This window comes from Rhodanobacter sp. FW104-R8, from assembly GCF_001617365.1.
Taxonomy (GTDB): Bacteria; Pseudomonadota; Gammaproteobacteria; order Xanthomonadales; family Rhodanobacteraceae; genus Rhodanobacter.
In genome coordinates, this window is the sequence record NZ_LVJR01000029.1 from 37,300 (window position 1) to 56,752 (window position 19,453).

The following is a 19,453-nucleotide window of genomic DNA, read 5'->3' on the forward strand; positions in this document are numbered from 1 at the left end:
TGTTAGTTTGAGTGGCTTTGCATCGACACCAACGGCTTCGGGAACCCCGCATGTTCGAACGCGTACTGATCGCCAACCGCGGCGAAATCGCCTGCCGCGTGATTCGCACCTGCCGCCGCCTCGGCATCCACACCATCGCGGTGTATTCGGAAGCCGACCGCGACGCGCAACACGTGCGGCAGGCCGACGAGGCGTGGCCGATCGGCGGACCGCGCCCGGCCGACTCGTACCTCCGCAGCGACGTCATCCTCGACGTGGCGAAGCAGACCGGTGCGCAGGCGATCCACCCCGGCTACGGCTTCCTGTCCGAGAACACCGGTTTCGCCCGCGCCTGCAGCGACGCCGGCATCGCCTTCATCGGACCGAAGCCCGCGAGCATCGACGCGATGGGTTCCAAGGCCGCCGCCAAGGCGCTGATGGAGCAGCACGCCGTGCCGCTGGTGCCGGGCTACCACGGCGAGAATCAGGACGTAGGTCATCTCGCCAAACAGGCCGCGAAGACCGGCTTCCCGCTGATGATCAAGGCCGCGGCCGGCGGCGGCGGCAAGGGCATGCGCATCGTGCACGGCGCGGCCGGGTTCGCCGACGCGCTGGCTTCGGCGCAGCGCGAGGCGGCCAGCTCGTTCGGCGACACGCGCGTGATCCTGGAGCGCTACGTCGAGCACCCGCGCCACATCGAATTCCAGGTGTTCGGCGATAACCACGGCAACGTGATCCACCTCAACGAGCGCGAATGCTCGGCCCAGCGCCGCTACCAGAAGGTGCTGGAGGAAACCCCCTCGCCGTTCCTCGATGCCGCCCGCCGTCGCGCGATGGGCGAGGCCGCGGTGGCCGCGGCGAAGGCGGTCGACTACGTCGGCGCCGGTACGGTGGAATTCATCGTCGCCCAGAGCGGCGAGTTTTTCTTCATGGAGATGAACACGCGCCTGCAGGTCGAGCATCCGGTTACCGAACTGACGCTCGGCCTGGACCTGGTCGAATGGCAACTGCGCGTGGCCGCCGGCCAGCCGCTGCCGCTCACGCAGAGCGAAGTACACGCCCACGGCCATGCGATCGAGGTGCGCCTGTACGCGGAAGATCCCGACCAGAACTTCCTGCCCGGCTCAGGCAAGCTGCAGACCTTGCGCCTGCCCGCGCCATCGCCACACGTGCGCCTCGACGGCGGCGTGGCCGAAGGCGACACCGTGACGATCTTCTACGACCCGATGATCGCCAAGCTGATCGTGTTCGACCGCGACCGCCCGCAGGCCCTGCAACGGCTGCGCGAAGCGCTGGCCGCGTGCGAAATCATCGGCCCGAAATCCAACATCGGCTTCCTCGAACGGCTGGCGCGGCACCCGGCGGTGGTCGACGGGCGCATCGACACGGGCTATCTCGACCGCCACCTCGACGAGTTCCTGGTCGGCGACGTGTCGCCGAGCGACGACGTGCTGTTCGCCGCCGCCACCGCCGCGCTGCTGCATGACGAGCTGCACGTGCAGGGCACCGCGACCGACCCTCATTCTCCGTGGGTGCGCGCCGATGCCTGGCGCATCGGCCACGCCGGCAAGCGCATCGTGGCGCTGGCCTCGCGCGAACGGCGATTCGAGATCGAGGCGCACGGCCACGCCGGCGACTACCGGCTGCGCCATGCCGAGGCGGGCTGCGAAGTCCGCGGCGCGCGCCTGCAAGACGACGGCCTCAGCGCCCGCTTCGACGGCGAGGCGCGCCGCGTGCCGCTGCGCAGCGACGCCGCCCATGTGCTGCTGCATGACGCCCGTGGCCAGCGCTACAGCTTCAGCCGCGCCGCCGCGTTCGCCTGGGAATCGAAGGACGCCGCCGGTGGCCACCAGGTGACCGCGCCGATGCCCGGCCGCATCGTGCTGGTGAAGGCCGAGGCCGGCGACGTGGTCGAACAGGGCCAGGAACTGCTGGTGATGGAGGCGATGAAGATGGAGCTGGCCTTGAAGGCGCCACGCGCCGGCACCATCGAGAGCGTGAACACGACGCAAGGCGAGTTCGTCGAGGCCGACGCCGTGCTGGTGAAATTCGCTTCGGCTTCGTAGGGCGGGCACGGCCCGCCGTACCCGGCGTGACGCATCGTTGAGAGCCGGCGGGCAATGCCCGCCCTTGCCGTCCCGGCGAGCGGCAACTTCACCTCCCTACCGGAGCTTTCGCATGAACCCGTCCAATCACGTCCGCATCGTCGAAGTCGGCGCCCGCGACGGCCTGCAGAATGAGAAGACCCTGCTGCCGGCCGAGGTGAAGATCGCGTTGATCGACCGGCTCTCCTCCACCGGCCTGCAGACGATCGAGGCCACCAGCTTCGTCAGCCCGAAATGGGTGCCGCAGCTTGCCGACGCGGCCGAGGTGTTCCACGGCATCCGCAAGGTGCCGGGCGTGAGCTACCCGGTGCTGGTGCCGAACCTGCAGGGCTACCAGCGCGCGCGCGAAGTCGGCGCGCGTGCGGTCGCGGTGTTCACCGCCGCGTCGGAAGCGTTCAACCGCAAGAACATCAACGCCTCGATCGACGAGTCGATCGAGCGCTTCATCCCGGTGATCGAGCAGGCCCAGGCCGACGAGGTGACGGTGCGCGGCTATGTCTCCACCGTGCTCGGCTGCCCGTACCAGGGCGAGGTACCGATAGCCGACGTGGTGCGCGTGGCGCGGCGCATGTACGAGCTGGGCTGTCACGAGATCTCGCTGGGCGACACCATCGGCGTCGGCACGCCGGCGAAGGCGCGCGCGATGCTGCACGCGGTGGCGCAGGAAGTGCCGATGGACGCCCTGGCCGTGCACTTCCACGACACCTACGGCCAGGCGCTGGCGAACATCCTGGCCTGCCTGGAAGAAGGCGTGCGCGTGGTCGACAGCGCCGTCTCCGGCACCGGCGGCTGTCCGTACGCGAAAGGCGCCACCGGCAACGTGGCCAGCGAGGACGTGGTCTACATGCTGCACGGCATAGGCATGGAGACCGGCATCGACCTCGACCTGCTCGTCGCCACCGGCGCCTGGCTGGCCGCGCAACTGCACAAGGAAACCGCCAGCCGGGTCACCCGCGCGCGCACCGCCGCGGCCTGAACACTCCGCGAAAAGCTCGCTATCATCGGCGCTTCGGCTGACCGGACCCAAGCGATGCGCGCAAGCCTGACGACCTGGTGGCAAACGGCGGCGATCCTGCTGCTCCTGCTGTGTTCCCTGTGCGCGACCGCCGCCACGCCGAAGGGCGACTGGCTGCTGCTGCCCGAACGCGTGTGGACCGGTGACGGCGATGCCGCGCATAGCGGCTGGGCGGTGCTGGTGCACGACGGCGCGATCGCCGCGGTGGGGCCGGCCGCATCGATCCAGGCGCCGGCCGGTGCGCAGCGCGTCGAGCTGCCCGGCGCCACGCTCACGCCCGGCCTGATCGACCTGCACTCGCACCTGTTCCTGCATCCGTACAACGAAACGCTGTGGAACGACCAGGTGCTGACCGAGCCGCAGGACTACCGCACGCTGGAAGCCGCCGCCCACGCGAAGACCACCCTGCTGGCCGGCTTCACCACCCTGCGCGACCTCGGCACCGAGGGTGCCGGCTACGCCGACGTGTCGGTGAAGCGCGCCATCGACGAGGGCCTGATCCCCGGTCCACGGCTGTTGGTGGCCACCCGCGCGATCGTCGCCACCGCCAGCTATGGCCCCGGTCCGCGCGGCTTCCGGCCGGACATCGAGCTGCCCGGCGGCGCGCAGGAAGTCAGCGGCGTGGATGCCGCGATGGCGGCGGTACGCGAGCAGGCTGCACGCGGCGCCGACTGGATCAAGATCTATGGCGACTACCGCGTCGGCCCCGATGGCGCCACCGTACCTACCTTCACGCCCGCCGAATTGAAGGCACTGGTCGAGACCGCGCACCAGATCGGCCGCCCGGTCGCGGTGCACGCGGCCAGCGACGCCGGCGTGCGCATGGCGGTGGAAGCCGGCGTGGACAGCGTCGAACACGGCTACGGCGCCAGCGAGGCGACGTTCAAGCTGATGAAGCAGCGCGGCATCGCCTACGAGCCCACGCTCACCGCGGTCGCCGCCACCGCCGAGTATTTCCAGCACTACGTGCCGGGCCAGAGCGCACCGACCGAGCGCATGCGCGAAGCGGAGCGCGCGTTCCGCACCGCGCTGAAGCTGGGCGTGACGATCGGCAACGGCAGCGACGTCGGCGTGTTCACGCATGGCGACAACTGGCGCGAACCGGCCGCGATGGTGGCCTACGGCATGACTCCGGCGCAAGCGCTGCACGCGGCCACCAACGTGGCGGCGAAAATCCTGCGCCAGTCGCAGCACCTTGGCCGCATCGCGCCCGGCCTGGCGGCCGACCTCGCCGCGTTCAGCGGCGATCCGAGCACGCAGATCGACGCCCTGAAGAAACCGGTCTTCGTGATGAAGGACGGCATTCCCTACCGCACCCCCGACATGACCCGATGACCGGCACGGCTCCATGACCAGCGCTTTCCTGATCCGCCCGATCGAGCCCTCCGACAACGCGGCGATGGCCGCGATCATCCGCAGCGTGATGCCCGAGTTCGGTGCCGACGGCCCCGGTTTCGCGATCCACGACGCCGAGGTGGACACCATGTACCAGGCCTATGCGCAGCCGCGCTGCAGCTATTTCGTGGTCGAGCGCGACGGCGTGGTGATCGGCGGCGGCGGCGTGGCGCCGCTGGAAGGCGGCGAGCCGGAGGTGTGCGAGCTGCGCAAGATGTACTTCCTGCCCGCAGCGCGCGGCATTGGCGCGGGCACGGCGATGATGCAGCGCTGCCTCGACGCGGCGCGCACGCACGGCTTCAGGCGCTGCTACCTGGAAACGCTGACCGGCATGGATGCTGCCCAGGCGCTGTACCGGCGCAGCGGTTTCACTCCGCTGTGCGCGCCGATGGGCGGTACCGGCCATTTCAGTTGTGACCACTTCTTCATCCGCGAGTTGTGAGGTCACGGCATGGCGAACCACGATCCCCGCGTCGACGCCTATATCGCGAAATCCGCCGCATTCGCCCGGCCGATCCTGGAACACCTGCGCACCCGCGTGCACGCCGCCTGTCCCGAGGTGGAAGAAGGCATCAAGTGGGGCATGCCGTTCTTCAGCTACAAGGCCGCGCCGATGTGCATGATGGCCGCGTTCAAGCAGCACTGCAGCTTCGGTTTCTGGCTGTCGAAGGAAGTCGCCGGCGGCAGCGACGAAGACGGCATGGGCCAGTTCGGCAAGCTCGCCACACTGAAGGACCTGCCATCGGACAGGCAGCTCGCCGCCCACCTGAAGAAGGCGATGGCGCTGAACGAAGCCGGGGTGAGGAAGGCGCGCCCGAAGGCCGCCGCGAAACCCGCGCCGACGCTGCCGGACGACCTGTCCGCCCTGCTCGCCGAGCACCAGCACGCCACCGCACGCAAGGCGTGGGCGAGCTTCCCGCCCGGCGCGCAACGCGAATACATCGAGTGGATTGGCGAAGCCAAAACAGACACCACCCGCCGGAAACGCCTGGCCACCACCCTGGAGTGGCTGGCCGAAGGCAAGCGGCGCAACTGGAAGTACGAGACATGCTGAGAGCCCGTTCATGATCCGCATCGCCCGCGACGAAGACGCCGCCGCCATCCACGCGATCTACGCGCCGTCGGTCAGCGACGGCGTGGCCACCTTCGAAACCGAGCTGCCCGGCGTCGACGCCATGCGCGAACGCCTGCGCGCGCGCCTCAGGCACTACCCGTGGCTGGCGTGGGAGGAGGACGGCGAAGTGCTGGCCTACGCCTACGCCGGGCGCTTTCGCGAGCGCGCCGCCTACGACTGGATCGCCGAAACCTCGATCTACGTGCGCCACGATGCGCACCGCCGCGGCATCGCGCGCCGGCTCTACGGCGTGCTGCTGGACGTGATGCGGCTGCAGGGCCTCACTCAGGCCGTCGGTGTGATCACCCTGCCCGGCACCGCCAGCGTGGCGATGCACGAAACGATGGGTTTCGCCCCCGCGGGGGTGTGGCGCCAGTGCGGCTACAAGCTGGGGCAATGGTGGGACGTGGGCGTCTGGCAGAAGGAACTTCAGCCGGCCGCCACTCCGCCGCAACCCGTGACGCCGTTCCAGGCACTTGCCGATACGCCGGCGCTGCACGCCCTGCTGGGCTGAACCGGCCGCAACGAAAACGGCGTGCCTGCAGGTCGCAGGCACGCCGTCGGCCCCGGTGATGCGCCGGCTGGCGCCTAGTGGTTGAGCAGCAGGTCGACGATCACGCCGGTGGCGATCGCCACCAGCAGGTAGTCGCCGCTGTCGCTGCGCACCCAACGGTAGCCGCGTGGCGGTTCGCGCAGGTCGTACTGGCGCCAGTCCGTCACCACGTAGCGGGTGCTGCGGTATTCCTCCGGCAGGTAGCCGCCGCGCTTGTACCACCCCTCGTGGCGGCCGCGATCATGCCAGTTCTTGTAATGGCCATAGGCGTGGCCGCGACCATGGCCGTTGCCCTGGTTGTCGCCGTCTTCGTCGCGCACGTAGCGGCCGCCGTCATCGTCGCGGTAACCATCGCCCCGCTCGTAGCGGCCGCGGTCATGGCCATTGCCGCGGTCGCCATCGTCCTGCTCATACCCATCATTGCCATTGCCGTGACCATGGCCCCGGCCATGGCCGTTGCCCTGGGCCAGCGCGGAGCCACTGGCCAGCATCAGCATGGCACCCAGAACGGCAGACAGACTCAGTAGCTTCTTCATGCATTGCTCCCCATCCTCGATGGAAAAAGGCCTGCCCGGACGAACCCGGCCTGCCCGGTGGTTCGGGTCCAAGATGGCCGCCGCCGCCCCAACACGGCGTGAATCCCCTGCCACGGCAGATTTCGCGTTCAGCCTGCAGCAACCCGCGCCGGTCGGCTACCATGGCGGCCTTTCGACGTTGGCTACCAAGGATTCCCTATGCGGCTCGATCAGGTCAAGGCAATCATCACCGGTGGCGCCTCCGGTCTCGGCCACGCGGTGGCGCAGCATCTGGTGGCGAACGGCGGCAGGGTCGCACTGTTCGACGTCAACGAGGACAAGGGCCAGGCCGCCGCGAGGGAACTGGGCGGGGCCGCGCGTTTCTTCCGCACCGACGTCGCCTCCGAGGACGGCGTGGCCACCAACGTGGCTGCCGCGCACCACGCGATGGGCGGCCTCAACGTGGTGATGAACTGCGCCGGCATCCTCGGCGCCGGCCGCGTGCTGGGCAAGGAAGGCCCGATGCCGCTGTCCACCTTCGCCACCACCGTGATGGTGAACCTGGTCGGCAGCTTCAACGTGGCCAAGGCCGGCGCGGCATTGATGCAGGGCAACGCGGCAGGCGAGGACGGCGAGCGCGGCGTGATCATCAACACCGCCAGCGTGGCCGCCTACGAAGGCCAGATCGGCCAGGCCGCCTACTCCGCCTCCAAGGGCGGCGTGGTCGGCATGACCCTGCCGATGGCGCGCGAGCTGGCGCGCTTCGGCATCCGCGTGGCGACCATCGCGCCGGGCATCTTCTGGACCCCGATGGTCGACGGCATGCCCGAAGCCGTGCAGCAATCGCTCTCCGCCTCGATCCCGTTCCCCTCGCGGCTGGGCCAGCCGGCGGAGTTCGCCTCGACGGTCGCCTTCATCCTCGGCAACCGCTACATCAACGGCGAAACGATCCGGCTGGACGGCGCGGTGCGGCTGGCGGCGAAGTAAGTGCGTTCATCCATGGGCGCGAAAGTCAAAAAGCGGCCATCCATGGCCGCACTCTTCAAATAGATCACTACTTCCCGGGCACTCATGAAAGCTTCCGACGTCAAGAAAGGCAACGTGGTCGAACACGACGGCACCGTCTACCAGGTGCGCGACATCGAGCGCAGCGCGCCTACCGCGCGCGGCGGCAATGTCACCTTCCGTTTCACCATGTATTCGATCCCGGGCGCACGCAAGTTCGACCTCAGCCTGCGCGCCGACGACGACCTGAAAGAGATGGACCTGGTGCGCCGCGCCGCCAACTTCTCCTACATGGACGGCGACGCGTTCGTGTTCATGGATGCCGAGGACTACACCCAGTACCTGCTTTCGCCCGAGCTGGTCGGCGACAACGCCGGCTACATCGTGGAGGACGTCGAGGGCTACTACGTGCAGCTGATCGACGACGCCCCGGTGGGCCTGCAGGTGCCCACCAGCGTGGTGCTGACCGTGGTCGACACCGCGCCGGAGATGAAGGGCGCCAGCGCCACCAAGCGCACCAAGCCGGCCAAGCTCGGCACCGGCATCGAGATTCAGGTGCCCGAGTACATCACCAACGACGAAAAGGTGTGGGTGAACACGCTGACCGGCGAGTTCGCCGGCAGGGCCTGAGGGCAGAAGTGAGGGGAGAGGAGTGAGAAACGAGAGATAAAACGGTTCGAGGTTGCCCCGCTTCTCGTCCCACGCAGGCCGTGGAGCATCGGATCGGGCGGCACGGTAACCTTGCCCGAGTCACGAGTCCTCTCTCGCTTCTCACTCCTCTTCACTCACTCCTGGCCCTCCCATGTCCTCCAGCGCCTATTCGCTACGCGCCCATGCGATCGAGAGCCTGACCCACATCAAGCGGCCGGACGTGCCGCTGCGGGTGGTGCTGCGCAATACCGCGGCGGTGGTGCTGCCGCTGGCCGTGGGCATGGCCACCGGCTACCCGCAGATCGGGCTGGGCGTGGCCGCCGGCGCGCTGGACACGATGTTCTCCGACCAGCCCGGGCCGTACCGCCAGCGCCTGCGGCAACTGCTGCTGGCGTCGCTGGCCGCCGGCCTCGCCGCCCTGGTGGGTTTCCTGATCGGCGGCCTGCTGCTGCCGATCCTGCTCGCCACCGCCGCCTGCGGCTTCTTCGGCGGCCTGCTGGTGGTGTTCGGCACGGATACCGCGCGGGTCGGCATGACCAGCATGATCCTGCTGGTGATCACCGCGTCCACGCCGGCCTCCCTCGGCCACGCGCTTGGCGGCGCCGCGCTGATCTTCGCCGGCGGCCTGCTGCTCACGGCGTTCTCGCTGGCGGCGTGGCCGCTGCAACGCTACTGGCCGGAACGACTGGCGCTGGCCGAGGTGTATGCCGGGCTGGCCGCGGTGGCCCGGCAGCCGTCGCACGACGAAGCCGACGTGCCCGCGCTGACCGAGGCGATGACCACGCTGCAGCACACCCTGCTCGGCCGCGACCGTGCGCATGGCCGCGCGATGGAGGCATTCGGCGTGCTGCTGGAACTGGCCGAGCGGATCCGGCTGGAACTCACCGCGATGACCGCGCTGCACGCCGACCCGACCATCCACGCGATGTTCCGCGGCGACGCCGCCCGCGTGCTGGCGGCGATCGCCGACGCGCTGGAACGGGGCGACTCGCCCGAACAGGCCGGCCGCGCACTGCAGACCCTGCGCGCCAGCGAGTACGCCCTGCTCGACGGCAGCGATCGCGCCAGCGGCCTAGCTGCGCACATCCACGCGCTGGCCGGCCAGCTCGCCGCCGCCGTGCGCAACGCCGACTGGGCCGGCAGCGGCGGCGAACTGCGCGCCAGCGAGGCGGAGACGCGGCTGCCCAGATCGCTGCGCAGCAATTCCAGCTGGGCCACCCTGCGCGCCAACCTCACCCCGCGTTCGGTAGCGTTCCGCCACGCCGTGCGCATGGCGGCCTGCCTCACCGCCGCACTGTGGTTCTCGCGCCTGCTGCACTTGCCGCACGGCTACTGGCTGCCGATGACCGCGGCGATCGTGTTGCGTCCGGACTTCGCCGCCACCTTCAATTTCGGCCTGCTGCGCGTGCTCGGCACCGTGCTCGGGCTGGTGCTCACCACCGTGCTGTTGCGCATCGCGCCGGACGAGCCATGGGCGCACCTGGCCCTGATGGCGGTGCTGTGCATGGCGTTCCGCTACCTGGCCGGCGCGCACTACGGCATCGCGGTGGCGGCGCTGACCGGCACCGTGGTGATCCTGCTGTCCTTCGACGGCGTCAATCCCGGGCTGGCGGTGGCGGACCGGGTGCTCAACACCGCGCTCGGCTGCGGCATGGCCATGCTCGCCTACGTGGCCTGGCCGACCTGGGAACGCGGCCGCGCCCGCGCCGCGCTGGCGGTGATGCTGGGCGCCTACGCCAGCTACCTGCGCGCGCTGGCGCAACCCGGGCAGACCGGCGCGCACGACGACACCCGCACCGCGGCGCGCACCGCGCGCACCAATGCGCAAGCCTCGATCGACCGCATGCGCACCGAGCCGGCCACGCCACCGGAACTGCTGGCGCTGGCCCGCGCGCTGTTCGCCAACGGCAACCGCCTGGCGCGCACCGCGATGACGCTGGAAGCCACCCTCGACGACCTCGCCGCGCTGCCGGCAGCCTCCGCCATCCGCCACTTCGTCGAACAGGCCGCCGACGCGGTGCAGGCCATCGCCGCGGCGCTGCGCGAGCAGCAGCCGCTCGGCGCCCTGCCCGAGCTGCGCGCCATGCAGCGCGAGCTGGTCACGTCGATGCAGGAAGGCGGCGACCGCGTCGCGCTCGAGCTGCTGGCGCGGATCAGCGACCGCCTGGTCGACAACGTCAACACGCTGGCCCACGTCATGAAGCGCGGCGCGCAGGAGCCTGCCGCCGGAGCGAACCAGGCATCGGCGTAACCCCGCGCCGCGCCATGTGCGGGCGCAACGCGACGCCACTGTGCGGAGGTTTTACACTGCGCGGATGCTCAAGATCGACACCCACGCGCACATCCTGCCCCGCGACTGGCCGAACCTGGCGGCCAAATACGGCGACGACCGCTTTCCGGTGATGACCCATACCGACGGGCGCCACCGCATCTACAAGGACAGCCGCTTCTTCCGCGAAGTGTGGGATTCCGCGTTCGACCCGCAGACCCGGATCGACGACTACGCCCGCTTCGGCGTCGACGTGCAGGTGATCTCCACCGTGCCGGTGCTGTTCTCGTACTGGGCGCCCGGCCACCAGGCGCTGGAGCTGCATCGCCACCTGAACGACCACATGGCCGGCATCTGCCGCGACCATCCGCGCCACTACGCCGGCATCGGCACGGTGCCGCTGCAGGCGCCGCAGCTGGCCATGCGCGAGCTGGAACGCTGCATCGACGAACTGGGCCTGCAAGGCGTGCAGATCGGCTCGCACTGCGGCGACTGGAACCTGGATGCGCCGGAGCTGTTCCCGTTCTTCGAGGCCGCCGCCGACCTCGGCGCCGCGGTGCTGGTGCATCCGTGGGACATGATGGGTGCGGCGTCGATGCCCAAGTACTGGATGCCGTGGCTGGTCGGCATGCCGGCCGAGCAGTCGCGCGCCGCCTGCTGCCTGGCCTTCGGCGGCGTGCTGGAGCGGCTGCCGAAGCTGCGCGTGATGCTGGCCCACGGCGGCGGCAGCTTCCCTGCCACCATCGGCCGCATCGAGCACGGCTTCCGGATGCGCCCGGACCTGGTCGCCACCGACAACCCGCGCAACCCGCGCGAATACCTCCAGCGTTTCTACTTCGACTCCTGCGTGCACGACGACCGCTCGCTGCGCTATCTGCTGGATGTGACGGGTGCCCGCCAGGTGATGCTAGGCACCGACTATCCTTTCCCGCTGGGGGAGCAGGAACCCGGCAGCGGCATCGAGGCGCTGGGCCTGGACGAAGCCGATCGCGCGCGACTGTTCCACGGCACCGCGCTGGAATGGCTGGGACTGCCCCGCCACCGTTTCGCCCCCGATCCCATCTCCGAGGAATCCGCATGAGCCTCCTGCGCAGCACCACTCTCGCAATCGCCTTCGCCGCTGGCCTGCTGGCGGTCGGCGGCAGCCGCGCCGCCGACGTCAGCATGGCCGGCGGCAGCATCCACTTCAGCACGCCGGGCGGCTGGCTCGGCATCATGGAAACCGAGGGCGACCCCGAGGCCCGCGTGTTCCAGGTGCCCGACCCCTCGCCCACCGGCAGGAACAGCCTGGCCCGCGTCACCGTGACGGTGAAGCAGGTGCGCGACATCAGCGGGTTCCAGCAGTACATGGGCGATGCCACCGCCAAGGCACTGGCCCTGCCGGGCTACAAGGCCGCCGCGGTGCCGCCCAGCCCCAACAGCAACCTCTACACCGCCCAGGAAAACGGCGCCGAGTTCAGCTACGTCGAGCACTACTGGTTCAAGAACGGCCAGGCAATCCAGCTGCGCTGCATGCGCCCCAGCCAGAGCCAGGCCGGCGCCGCCTGGAAAGCCGAGTTCGACAAGGGCTGCAACGCCATCGCCGCGCAACTGAAGTAAACCCGCATCGCTCCCTCCCCTGCTTCGCAGGGGAGGGCTGGGGAGGGGTTGCTCTTGATCTTCGCGCACGCTCTCCCCCTTCCCGTACGCGGGGAAGATGAGCCAACACCTCGAAGAGATACCCAATGTCCGCAAGTTTCGAAGCCACCCTCGACTGGGCCCAGGCCCGCGACGCCGCCGACCCGCTGCGCGCCTTCCGCGACGAGTTCCTGATCCCGCCGCACGAAGGGCACGACAGCCGGCCGTCAGACAGCGTGTACTTCTGCGGCAACTCGCTGGGCCTGCAGCCGCGTGCGGTGCGCGAGGCGGTCAACGCCGAGCTGGACTACTGGGGCGAACTCGCGGTGGAAGGCCACTTCAAGGGCCGCCTGCCGTGGATGGACTACCACGAGTTCGTGCGCGACGACCTCGCCGCCGTGGTCGGTGCCCGGCCCGCTGAAGTGGTGGCGATGAACACCCTGGGCGTGAACCTGCACCTGATGATGGTGAGCTTCTACCGCCCCACGCCCGAGCGCCACGCCATCCTGATCGAGGCCGGTGCCTTTCCCACCGACCGTTACGCGGTGGAGTCGCAGGTCCGCTTCCACGGCTTCAGTCCCGCGCTGTCGCTGATCGAGCTGGAGGCCGACGAACCGAACGGCACCACCTCGATGCAGGCGATCGAGCGCGCGCTGGCCGAGCACGGCGAGCAGATCGCGCTGGTGCTGCTGCCCGGCGTGCAGTACCGCACCGGCCAGGCGTTCGACCTCAAGGCGATTAGCGCGCTGGGGCACCGGCACGGCTGCACGGTCGGCTTCGACCTCGCCCACGCGGTCGGCAACCTGCCGCTGCAACTGCACGACAGCGGCGCCGACTTCGCCATCTGGTGCAGCTACAAATACCTGAACAGCGGCCCCGGCGCGATCGGCGGCGCCTTCGTGCACGAGCGCCACGCCACCGCCGCGCTGCCGCGCTTCGCCGGCTGGTGGGGCCACGACAAGACCACGCGCTTCCAGATGGGCCCGGAGTTCCACCCCACCCCCGGCGCCGACGGCTGGCAGCTGTCCAACCCGCCGATCCTCGCGCTGGCCCCGCTGCGCGTGTCGCTCGAGATCTTCCGCCGCGCCGGCATGGATCGCCTGCGCGAGAAATCGCTGCAGCTCACCGGCTACCTGGAATGGCTGGTGCAGACCCAGCTGGCCGACGTGCTGCAGGTGGTAACCCCGGCCGAGCCTGATCGCCGCGGCGCCCAGCTGTCGATCCGCGTGACCGGCGGCCGCGAACGCGGCCGCGCCCTGTTCGAATACCTGATGGCCCACGGCATCATCGGCGACTGGCGCGAACCCGACGTGATCCGCATCTCGCCCGCGCCGCTGTACAACCGCTTTGCGGATTGCCTGGCGTTTGCGGAAGCGGTGCGGGAGTGGAGCCGCAGCGTCTGAACCGGCTGTGGCTCGGAACAAGCCGCCACCACCGGCTCATCGCCCGGCAAACACGATCGCCGGCTGCAACTTCACCACCGGGCGCACGCTGATCAAGGCCGCCGCCACGCTCACCAGGACGACGCCCAGCAAGCCCGCCAGCGGGGTGAACCACATCATGCGGAATGGGAAACCCAGCCGGGCGACGACCTCGCCGGCGATGCCGCACAGGCCCAGGCCCATGCCGGCGCCAAGCAATGCGCACACCGCAGCCTGCACCAGCACCATCGCGGTCAGCACCCTGGATGACGTTCCCAGCGCCTTGAGCACGGCGTACTGGCTCTGGTGCTCATAGGTAAACATGTAGAGCATGACGCCGGTGACGCCGAACCCCATGGTCATCGCCAGCGTCAGCATCGCCGCGATGTCGCCGACATCCTCGGAGTTGACCAGGAACCAGCGGACCGTATCGGACTTGAAGTCGGCCGTCGCACGCGCGCGCAGGCCGGTGCGCTGCTCGATGCGCCTTGCCAGCTCCCGCGGCGAGACGCCTGCCGCAGCCTGCACCATCACGAAGGTCAGCGTATGCGGTTCCACCGGCAGGATGCGCAGCGCATTGGACAGCGTGGTATAGAGCAACGGCCGCGGCGGGTAGCGCGGCAAGGTCGAGGACTGGCCCAGCACGCGCACCAGATGCTCGTTGACCAGCAACTCGTCGCCGCCACGCAGCTCGCGCGTCGGCGCATCCAGGTGCGCGCCGTCGTGCGGCCACTGGTCCCGCGCAAACGCTGGCGTCTCCAGCTTGCCGGTCGTACCGCCCGCGTCGACGATCACCGCATTGCGCGCGCGCAACTCGCCCGGATTCCGCCCGGGTACCACCGGCACGCCGGCCAGCGACGCGTCGTCCACACCGATCACCTGGAAGGTCTGGAACTGCCCGTTCGCGAAGCGCACGTCCGCCGTGCCCAGCGCCAGCGGCACCGCGCGGCCGACGCCCTGGACGCTGCGCACCCGGTCCAACACGGACGTCGGCATGTTGATGGTCTGCTCCACGGACTCGACCGCCGGGTCCATCACCCACACATCCGTGGCGCCATTCTCGGCAATCAGGGCGAATCCATCGGTCATGAAGCCGCAGAAATACGAGGCGGCGAAGGTGACCAGGAAGGAGGTGAACGCGATCCCGAACAGCAGCCCCACGAACTTCGCGCGATCCGCCGCCAGCATCTTCAGCGCGATCCGAAACATCAGCGCTGTCCGGCCGCCGCTTTTGCCGGCGCAGCCGGCACCTCGATGAAAGCGTCCATCTGCTGGCCGAGGTACACCGGCAAGGTGCCGCGCTCGAAACTGTAGATCGCCTGCAGCACGCGGACATCCGTGCGCTCGGTGCTCTGCCCCGTCAGCGAGGTTTTGGGGGTGACGTATGGCTCGATGTACTCGAAGCGCAGCGGAATGGACAGCTGTGGATTGCCGCGCACGAACGCGCGTGCCTGCGTCCGTGGACGAACGCGCCAGGCATCGTTCTCGTCGATGTCCACGCGCAGATACATGCGCCTGTCGTCGCCGATCAGCACCAGCGGCTTGGCCACCTCGCCCGCAGGCGCAAACTCGCCCACCCGCACGTTGACCTGCAGGACGCGCCCTGCGATGGGGGCATGGGCTTCCGATCGCCCGATGTCGACCTCGATCTGCCGCACTGTCGCCGAGGCCGTCTCCACCGCCGAGGCGGCCGCCTCCATGTCGTCCCTGGCATTGGTCAGAGCCTCGACGCTGATGGCGGCCTTGTCGAGCTGCTGCAGGCGCGTGAGGTAATCCAGCCGGTGCGAGGGCTTCGCCAGCGCCGCCTGGGTCAGCCGGACATTGGCCTTGGCGACGCCGAGTCGCGCCTGCAGGTCACGGTCATCGATTCTGAAGAGCGGAGCGCCAGCCCCGACCTCGTCGCCCGGCCTCACGTAGATCGCGCTCACCACGCCGGGAACGGCGGTGCCGATCGAGACATTGCCCAGGCCGGTTTCGGTGATGCCTGTTCCGACGACGTAGTCGGTAAAGGGCACCTGCTCGACCGGCTCCGCGGAGGTCGTCACCACGGCCGAGTCGCCGGAGCGCAAGACGACAGCGACGGCAATCGCCACACCGATTATCGCCAGGCCAGCCAGCAGGTAGATCCGCTTCTCGAAGGGCGCCATCACGGCTGCACTTCCTGCCGCTCGCCATCGCTGACCTCGACGACCCGTCCGTCTTCCATGCGCGCCATGCGGTCGGCGTACCCGAAGGTGCGGTTGTCGTGCGTAACCACGATGAGGGCCCGGCCGGGCGCACGGGCCACTCCGCGCAGAATGTCCATCATCTCGTGTCCCGTCTTCGCATCGAGGTTGCTGGTCGGTTCGTCGCACACCACCAGCTTCGGATCGTGCACCAGGGCACGCCCGATGGCGACGCGCTGCTGCTGTCCGCCGCTCAGCTTGCGCGGCAGCGCGTCGGCCCGTGCCGCCAGCCCGACCTCTTCGAGCACGGACCTGGCGCGCTTCTCGGCCGCCTCCCGCGCCATGCCGGACAGCAGCAGGGGCACCGACACGTTTTCCACCGCCGTGAGCGCAGGCAGCAGGTTGAAGGCCTGGAACACGAAGCCGATGGCCTCGCCGCGAAAGCGCGTGCGCTCGCTCTCCGGCATGCAGCCAACGTCACGGCCAAGCACTTCGCACGTGCCGTCGTCCTGGTCGAGGATCGTCGTGATGATCGAGATCAAGGTGGTCTTGCCGCAGCCCGAGGGGCCCACCAGCATCAGCAATTCCCCGCTGCGCACATCGAGATCGACGCCACGCAGCGCATCCACGCGCTCGTCGCCCGAACCGTAGCGCTTGGTCAGGCCGCGGCAGCGCACGGCGAGTTCCTGGTCTGAGTGGGTCGTCAACGACTGCCGCCTTCGGAAGTACCTGCGCCGGATTGTAGCCCGCCGTTCGGAATGCGACAGGCATGGATGCCACGCAAGAAATCGCGCGCACGCGCGGCCCGCATGGATTGGGTGATACGAGCGACAGGACGAATCCACCGTCGAAAGCGGACAGCCAAATGCCCTATGCCCGGCCCTGCGAATGCCGCACCTGCCCTACTCCGCGCACCACGAAGCGCTCCACCGTGAGCGCCTCGGCGCCCATCGGGCCGTAGGCGTGCAGGCGCGTGGTGGAGATGCCGATCTCGGCGCCGAGGCCGAGTTCGCCGCCGTCGCTGAAGCGCGAGGAGGCGTTGACCATCACCACGGCAGAGCGGATCGCCTGCACGAAGCGTTGCGCGGCGGCTTCGGCGGCGGTGGCGATGACTTCGGTGTGGTCGGAGCCGTAGCGGCGGATGTGGGCGATGGCGGCGTCGAGATCGTCGACCACGCGCACGGCGAGGATCAGGTCGAGGAATTCGGCGGCGTAGTCGTCGTCGGTCGCCGCATGGATGCCGGGCACCAGCGCGCGGCTGCGCTCGTCGCCGCGCAGTTCGACGCCGCGCACGCGCAGTGCCTGCGTGGCGCGTGGCAGGAACATGTCGGCCACGTCGCGATGCACCAGCAGCGTTTCCAGCGCGTTGCACACGCCGGGGCGCGAGGTCTTGCCGTCGACCAGCAGGTTCAACGCCAGGTCGAGGTCGGCGGCGCGGTCCACGTACAGGTGGCAGACACCCTTGTAGTGCTTGATCACCGGCACCCGCGCGTGCTCGGCGACGAAGCGGATCAGGCCTTCGCCGCCGCGCGGGATGGCGAGGTCGACGATGTCGCTCAGCTGCAGCAGTTCGACCATCGCTCCGCGGCTGAGGTCCTGCAACACCGTCACTGCGGCCTCGGGCACGCCGTGCGCGCGCAGCGCGGCGTGCAATGCCGCGGCGATGGCGAGATTGGAATGGATCGCCTCGGAACCGCCGCGCAGGATCACCGCGTTGCCGGCCATCAGGCACAGCGCCGCGGCATCGGCGGTGACGTTGGGGCGTGCCTCGTAGATCATCGCGACCACGCCCAGCGGGATGCGCACGCGTTCGATCGACAGCCCGTTCGGGCGCGTCTCGCGGCGGGTGACCACGCCGACCGGATCGGGCAGTTCGGCCACCTCGCGCAACGCGCCGGCGATGCCGGCCACGCGCGCCTCGTCCAGCCGCAGGCGGTCGAGCATGGCGCCCTGCACGCCTTTCGCCACGGCCTGGCGCATGTCCTCGGCGTTGGCGGCCAGCACCGCGGCGGACTGCGCTTCCAGCGCCGCGGCCATGTCGCGCAACAGCGCGCGCTTCGCCCCGGTGTCGAGTATGGCGACCACCTGGGCGGCATCGCGGCAGGCCAGCGCCTGTTCCCTGATCGTGCTCATGACTCGATTTCCTGCCCGGATGCCACCGGGCGGTTCATGGTGACGAGATCGTCGCGATGCACCACCTCGTCGCCGTAGCTGTAGCCGAGCGCGCCGTCGATCTCGCGGCTGTGCCGCCCGGCCAGCCGGCGCACCTCGGCGGCACCGTACTGGCTGAGCCCGCGCGCGATGGCGATGCCGGCGGCATCGACGATCTCGACCAGGTCGCCGCGGTGGAACTCGCCGTCGGCACCCACCACGCCGCCCGGCAGCAGCGAGACGCGGCCGCCGGCCAGCGCCTTCGCGGCGCCGGCGTCGACGCGGATACGGCCCGGCGCCGCGGGTGCGTGGCGCAGCCAGTACTTGCGCGCCTGCAACCGCATGGCGGCCGCGGCGATCAGGGTGCCGCGCAGCTGCCCGCGCTGCAGCGCCTGCACGGTGGCCGTCTCGCGGCCGCTGAACAAGGCCGTGGGGATGCCGGCCGCGGCGGCCTTCGCCGCCGCCTGCAGCTTGGTGCGCATGCCGCCGGTGCCGACCGCGCTGCCGCTGTCGCCGGCCATGGCGGCGATCTCCGGCGTGAGCGCGGCAACGTGCACGATCGGCACGGCGGCGGGATCGCGCCGCGGATCGGCGCTGTACAGCGCATCGACGTCGGAGGCGATCAGCAGCAGGTCGGCATCGACCAGCGCGGCCACGATGGCGGCGAGGTTGTCGTTGTCGCCGAGCTTCAACTCGTCCACCGAGACGGTGTCGTTCTCGTTGACCACCGGCAGCACGCCGAGCTGCAGCAGCTCGCGCAGGGTGGCGCGCGCGTTGAGGTAGCGGCGGCGGTTGCGCAGGTCGTCGTGGGTCAGCAGCACCTGCGCCACCGGCCGCGCGCTCAGGGACTGCCACAGCGCGACCATTGGCGCCTGGCCCAGCGCGGCCAGCGCCTGCCGTGCGGCCAGTCCGCCGCCGTGGCTCGCATGCTCGCGCAGCAACGCGCGTCCCGCCGCCACCGCGCCGGAGGACACCAGCACCACCTCGCGGCCTTCGGCGTGGCTGGCGGCGATGAAGGCGGCCAGCGCCTCGGCATGGCGCGGAGTGAGGCCGCCGCCGTCGGCGGCGAGCAGGTTGCTGCCCACCTTCAGCACCGCGCGGCGCCAGCGCGGCAGCGCCTGCTCGGCCAGCGTGCTCATGCGGCGCCCTCCGCCCGCGGCGCCAGCGTGCGGTCGCCATGGCTCTTCGGCGCGGAGACCACGAGGAAACGGACGTCGACGGCGCTGTCGTTGCGCATCTGGTGCGCGGCGCCGGGCGGCACGTGCAGCCCCTCGTCGCGCCGCAACCGATGCGTCACGCCGTCGACTTCCAGCATGGCCGTGCCTTCCAGCACGTAGAAGAACTGGCGCGCCCGCACATGCCGGTGACGCTGTTCAGCGGTACCCGGCGGCATGCGCTCCTCGATCACGCTGAGGTCGCCGCCGGCCAGCAGGTGCCAGCCGTCGCAGGCGTCACCCCAGTGGTAGTGCTGCGCGTTCGCCGTGCTGACCGCCGCCAT

19 protein-coding genes are annotated in these 19,453 nt (G+C 69.9%); 12 read left to right on the forward strand and 7 right to left on the reverse strand.

What is annotated here, in order from left to right; translation table 11 throughout:
* The first annotated feature begins 50 nt into the window (after window positions 1–50).
* From RHOFW104R8_RS09825 to RHOFW104R8_RS09850, 6 genes are all read left to right on the forward strand, one after another.
* Window positions 51–2,045 (forward strand): biotin carboxylase N-terminal domain-containing protein, encoded by a 1,995-nt coding sequence (locus RHOFW104R8_RS09825; RefSeq protein WP_068097776.1) that lies wholly within the window; start codon window positions 51–53, stop codon window positions 2,043–2,045.
* Between the two features lie 112 nt (window positions 2,046–2,157).
* The gene (locus tag RHOFW104R8_RS09830) at window positions 2,158–3,060 is read left to right on the forward strand and encodes a hydroxymethylglutaryl-CoA lyase (RefSeq protein WP_068097775.1); all 903 of its coding nucleotides are present in this window, start codon (window positions 2,158–2,160) and stop codon (window positions 3,058–3,060) included.
* Window positions 3,061–3,114: 54 nt separating this feature from the next.
* A complete protein-coding gene (locus tag RHOFW104R8_RS09835) occupies window positions 3,115–4,434 on the forward strand; it encodes an amidohydrolase family protein (protein WP_068097774.1) in 1,320 nt (439 codons plus the stop codon).
* A gap of 13 nt (window positions 4,435–4,447) precedes the next feature.
* Window positions 4,448–4,936, forward strand: coding sequence for a GNAT family N-acetyltransferase (locus tag RHOFW104R8_RS09840; RefSeq protein WP_068097772.1), 489 nt, complete (start codon window positions 4,448–4,450; stop codon window positions 4,934–4,936).
* Window positions 4,937–4,945: 9 nt separating this feature from the next.
* The gene (locus RHOFW104R8_RS09845) at window positions 4,946–5,548 is read left to right on the forward strand and encodes a YdeI family protein (protein WP_068097769.1); all 603 of its coding nucleotides are present in this window, start codon (window positions 4,946–4,948) and stop codon (window positions 5,546–5,548) included.
* A 10-nt stretch (window positions 5,549–5,558) separates the two neighbouring features.
* On the forward strand, window positions 5,559–6,122 hold the full coding sequence (locus RHOFW104R8_RS09850) for a GNAT family N-acetyltransferase (RefSeq protein ID WP_068097766.1): 564 nt from the start codon (window positions 5,559–5,561) through the stop codon (window positions 6,120–6,122).
* A gap of 74 nt (window positions 6,123–6,196) precedes the next feature.
* Here RHOFW104R8_RS09850 and RHOFW104R8_RS09855 read toward each other — a convergent pair whose 3' ends face one another.
* Window positions 6,197–6,697 carry an RcnB family protein gene (locus RHOFW104R8_RS09855; protein WP_068097761.1) on the reverse strand — a complete coding sequence of 167 codons (501 nt, stop codon included), beginning with the start codon at window positions 6,695–6,697 and terminating at the stop codon, window positions 6,197–6,199.
* Between the two features lie 198 nt (window positions 6,698–6,895).
* Here RHOFW104R8_RS09855 and RHOFW104R8_RS09860 point away from each other — a divergent pair, with 198 nt between their 5' ends.
* The 6 genes from RHOFW104R8_RS09860 (at window position 6,896) to kynU (ending at window position 13,621) form a co-directional block, all read left to right on the forward strand.
* Window positions 6,896–7,663 carry an SDR family NAD(P)-dependent oxidoreductase gene (locus tag RHOFW104R8_RS09860; protein WP_068097758.1) on the forward strand — a complete coding sequence of 256 codons (768 nt, stop codon included), beginning with the start codon at window positions 6,896–6,898 and terminating at the stop codon, window positions 7,661–7,663.
* 84 nt (window positions 7,664–7,747) lie between these two features.
* Window positions 7,748–8,311 carry an elongation factor P-like protein YeiP gene (gene yeiP, locus RHOFW104R8_RS09865; protein ID WP_068097755.1) on the forward strand — a complete coding sequence of 188 codons (564 nt, stop codon included), beginning with the start codon at window positions 7,748–7,750 and terminating at the stop codon, window positions 8,309–8,311.
* A 172-nt stretch (window positions 8,312–8,483) separates the two neighbouring features.
* Window positions 8,484–10,583, forward strand: coding sequence for an FUSC family protein (locus RHOFW104R8_RS09870; protein ID WP_068097752.1), 2,100 nt, complete (start codon window positions 8,484–8,486; stop codon window positions 10,581–10,583).
* Window positions 10,584–10,647: 64 nt separating this feature from the next.
* Window positions 10,648–11,682, forward strand: a complete 1,035-nt coding sequence (locus tag RHOFW104R8_RS09875; protein WP_068097747.1) for an amidohydrolase family protein — start codon at window positions 10,648–10,650, stop codon at window positions 11,680–11,682.
* Entirely contained in the window at window positions 11,679–12,200 is a 522-nt protein-coding gene (locus tag RHOFW104R8_RS09880) for a hypothetical protein (protein WP_068097744.1), read from the forward strand. Before RHOFW104R8_RS09875 ends, RHOFW104R8_RS09880 begins: the two co-directional genes overlap by 4 nt.
* A gap of 125 nt (window positions 12,201–12,325) precedes the next feature.
* Window positions 12,326–13,621, forward strand: coding sequence for a kynureninase (gene kynU, locus RHOFW104R8_RS09885; RefSeq protein ID WP_068097741.1), 1,296 nt, complete (start codon window positions 12,326–12,328; stop codon window positions 13,619–13,621).
* A gap of 36 nt (window positions 13,622–13,657) precedes the next feature.
* Here the strand turns inward: kynU and RHOFW104R8_RS09890 are convergent, their stop codons facing one another.
* The 6 genes from RHOFW104R8_RS09890 to RHOFW104R8_RS09915 all read right to left on the reverse strand — a co-directional run bounded on the left by RHOFW104R8_RS09890 (window position 13,658) and on the right by RHOFW104R8_RS09915 (window position 19,453).
* Window positions 13,658–14,848: an ABC transporter permease gene (locus RHOFW104R8_RS09890; RefSeq protein WP_068097738.1), complete on the reverse strand. Its 1,191-nt coding sequence runs from the start codon at window positions 14,846–14,848 to the stop codon at window positions 13,658–13,660.
* A complete protein-coding gene (locus RHOFW104R8_RS09895) occupies window positions 14,848–15,786 on the reverse strand; it encodes an efflux RND transporter periplasmic adaptor subunit (protein ID WP_068097735.1) in 939 nt (312 codons plus the stop codon). The genes RHOFW104R8_RS09890 and RHOFW104R8_RS09895 overlap by 1 nt, the downstream gene beginning before the upstream one ends.
* Window positions 15,786–16,481, reverse strand: coding sequence for an ABC transporter ATP-binding protein (locus tag RHOFW104R8_RS09900; RefSeq protein ID WP_068097732.1), 696 nt, complete (start codon window positions 16,479–16,481; stop codon window positions 15,786–15,788). The genes RHOFW104R8_RS09895 and RHOFW104R8_RS09900 overlap by 1 nt, the downstream gene beginning before the upstream one ends.
* A 193-nt stretch (window positions 16,482–16,674) precedes the next feature.
* Window positions 16,675–17,937, reverse strand: a complete 1,263-nt coding sequence (locus tag RHOFW104R8_RS09905) for a glutamate-5-semialdehyde dehydrogenase (protein WP_068097729.1) — start codon at window positions 17,935–17,937, stop codon at window positions 16,675–16,677.
* Window positions 17,934–19,094 carry a glutamate 5-kinase gene (proB, locus tag RHOFW104R8_RS09910; protein WP_068097726.1) on the reverse strand — a complete coding sequence of 387 codons (1,161 nt, stop codon included), beginning with the start codon at window positions 19,092–19,094 and terminating at the stop codon, window positions 17,934–17,936. The genes RHOFW104R8_RS09905 and proB overlap by 4 nt, the downstream gene beginning before the upstream one ends.
* Window positions 19,091–19,453, reverse strand: a complete 363-nt coding sequence (locus RHOFW104R8_RS09915; protein ID WP_068097724.1) for a cupin domain-containing protein — start codon at window positions 19,451–19,453, stop codon at window positions 19,091–19,093. The genes proB and RHOFW104R8_RS09915 overlap by 4 nt, the downstream gene beginning before the upstream one ends.

Coding starts and splice junctions, on each gene's coding strand:
- RHOFW104R8_RS09830 (WP_068097775.1), top strand. CDS start 2,158: ATGAACCCGTCCAATCACGTCCGCATCGTCGAAGTCGGCGCCCGCGAC.
- RHOFW104R8_RS09840 (WP_068097772.1), top strand. CDS start 4,448: ATGACCAGCGCTTTCCTGATCCGCCCGATCGAGCCCTCCGACAACGCG.
- RHOFW104R8_RS09875 (WP_068097747.1), top strand. CDS start 10,648: ATGCTCAAGATCGACACCCACGCGCACATCCTGCCCCGCGACTGGCCG.
- RHOFW104R8_RS09870 (WP_068097752.1), top strand. CDS start 8,484: ATGTCCTCCAGCGCCTATTCGCTACGCGCCCATGCGATCGAGAGCCTG.
- RHOFW104R8_RS09845 (WP_068097769.1), top strand. CDS start 4,946: ATGGCGAACCACGATCCCCGCGTCGACGCCTATATCGCGAAATCCGCC.
- RHOFW104R8_RS09880 (WP_068097744.1), top strand. CDS start 11,679: ATGAGCCTCCTGCGCAGCACCACTCTCGCAATCGCCTTCGCCGCTGGC.
- RHOFW104R8_RS09915 (WP_068097724.1), bottom strand. CDS start 19,453: ATGGCGGCGGTCAGCACGGCGAACGCGCAGCACTACCACTGGGGTGAC.
- RHOFW104R8_RS09825 (WP_068097776.1), top strand. CDS start 51: ATGTTCGAACGCGTACTGATCGCCAACCGCGGCGAAATCGCCTGCCGC.
- RHOFW104R8_RS09855 (WP_068097761.1), bottom strand. CDS start 6,697: ATGAAGAAGCTACTGAGTCTGTCTGCCGTTCTGGGTGCCATGCTGATG.
- yeiP (WP_068097755.1), top strand. CDS start 7,748: ATGAAAGCTTCCGACGTCAAGAAAGGCAACGTGGTCGAACACGACGGC.
- RHOFW104R8_RS09860 (WP_068097758.1), top strand. CDS start 6,896: ATGCGGCTCGATCAGGTCAAGGCAATCATCACCGGTGGCGCCTCCGGT.
- RHOFW104R8_RS09905 (WP_068097729.1), bottom strand. CDS start 17,937: ATGAGCACGATCAGGGAACAGGCGCTGGCCTGCCGCGATGCCGCCCAG.
- RHOFW104R8_RS09835 (WP_068097774.1), top strand. CDS start 3,115: ATGCGCGCAAGCCTGACGACCTGGTGGCAAACGGCGGCGATCCTGCTG.
- RHOFW104R8_RS09895 (WP_068097735.1), bottom strand. CDS start 15,786: ATGGCGCCCTTCGAGAAGCGGATCTACCTGCTGGCTGGCCTGGCGATA.
- proB (WP_068097726.1), bottom strand. CDS start 19,094: ATGAGCACGCTGGCCGAGCAGGCGCTGCCGCGCTGGCGCCGCGCGGTG.
- RHOFW104R8_RS09850 (WP_068097766.1), top strand. CDS start 5,559: ATGATCCGCATCGCCCGCGACGAAGACGCCGCCGCCATCCACGCGATC.
- RHOFW104R8_RS09890 (WP_068097738.1), bottom strand. CDS start 14,848: ATGTTTCGGATCGCGCTGAAGATGCTGGCGGCGGATCGCGCGAAGTTC.
- kynU (WP_068097741.1), top strand. CDS start 12,326: ATGTCCGCAAGTTTCGAAGCCACCCTCGACTGGGCCCAGGCCCGCGAC.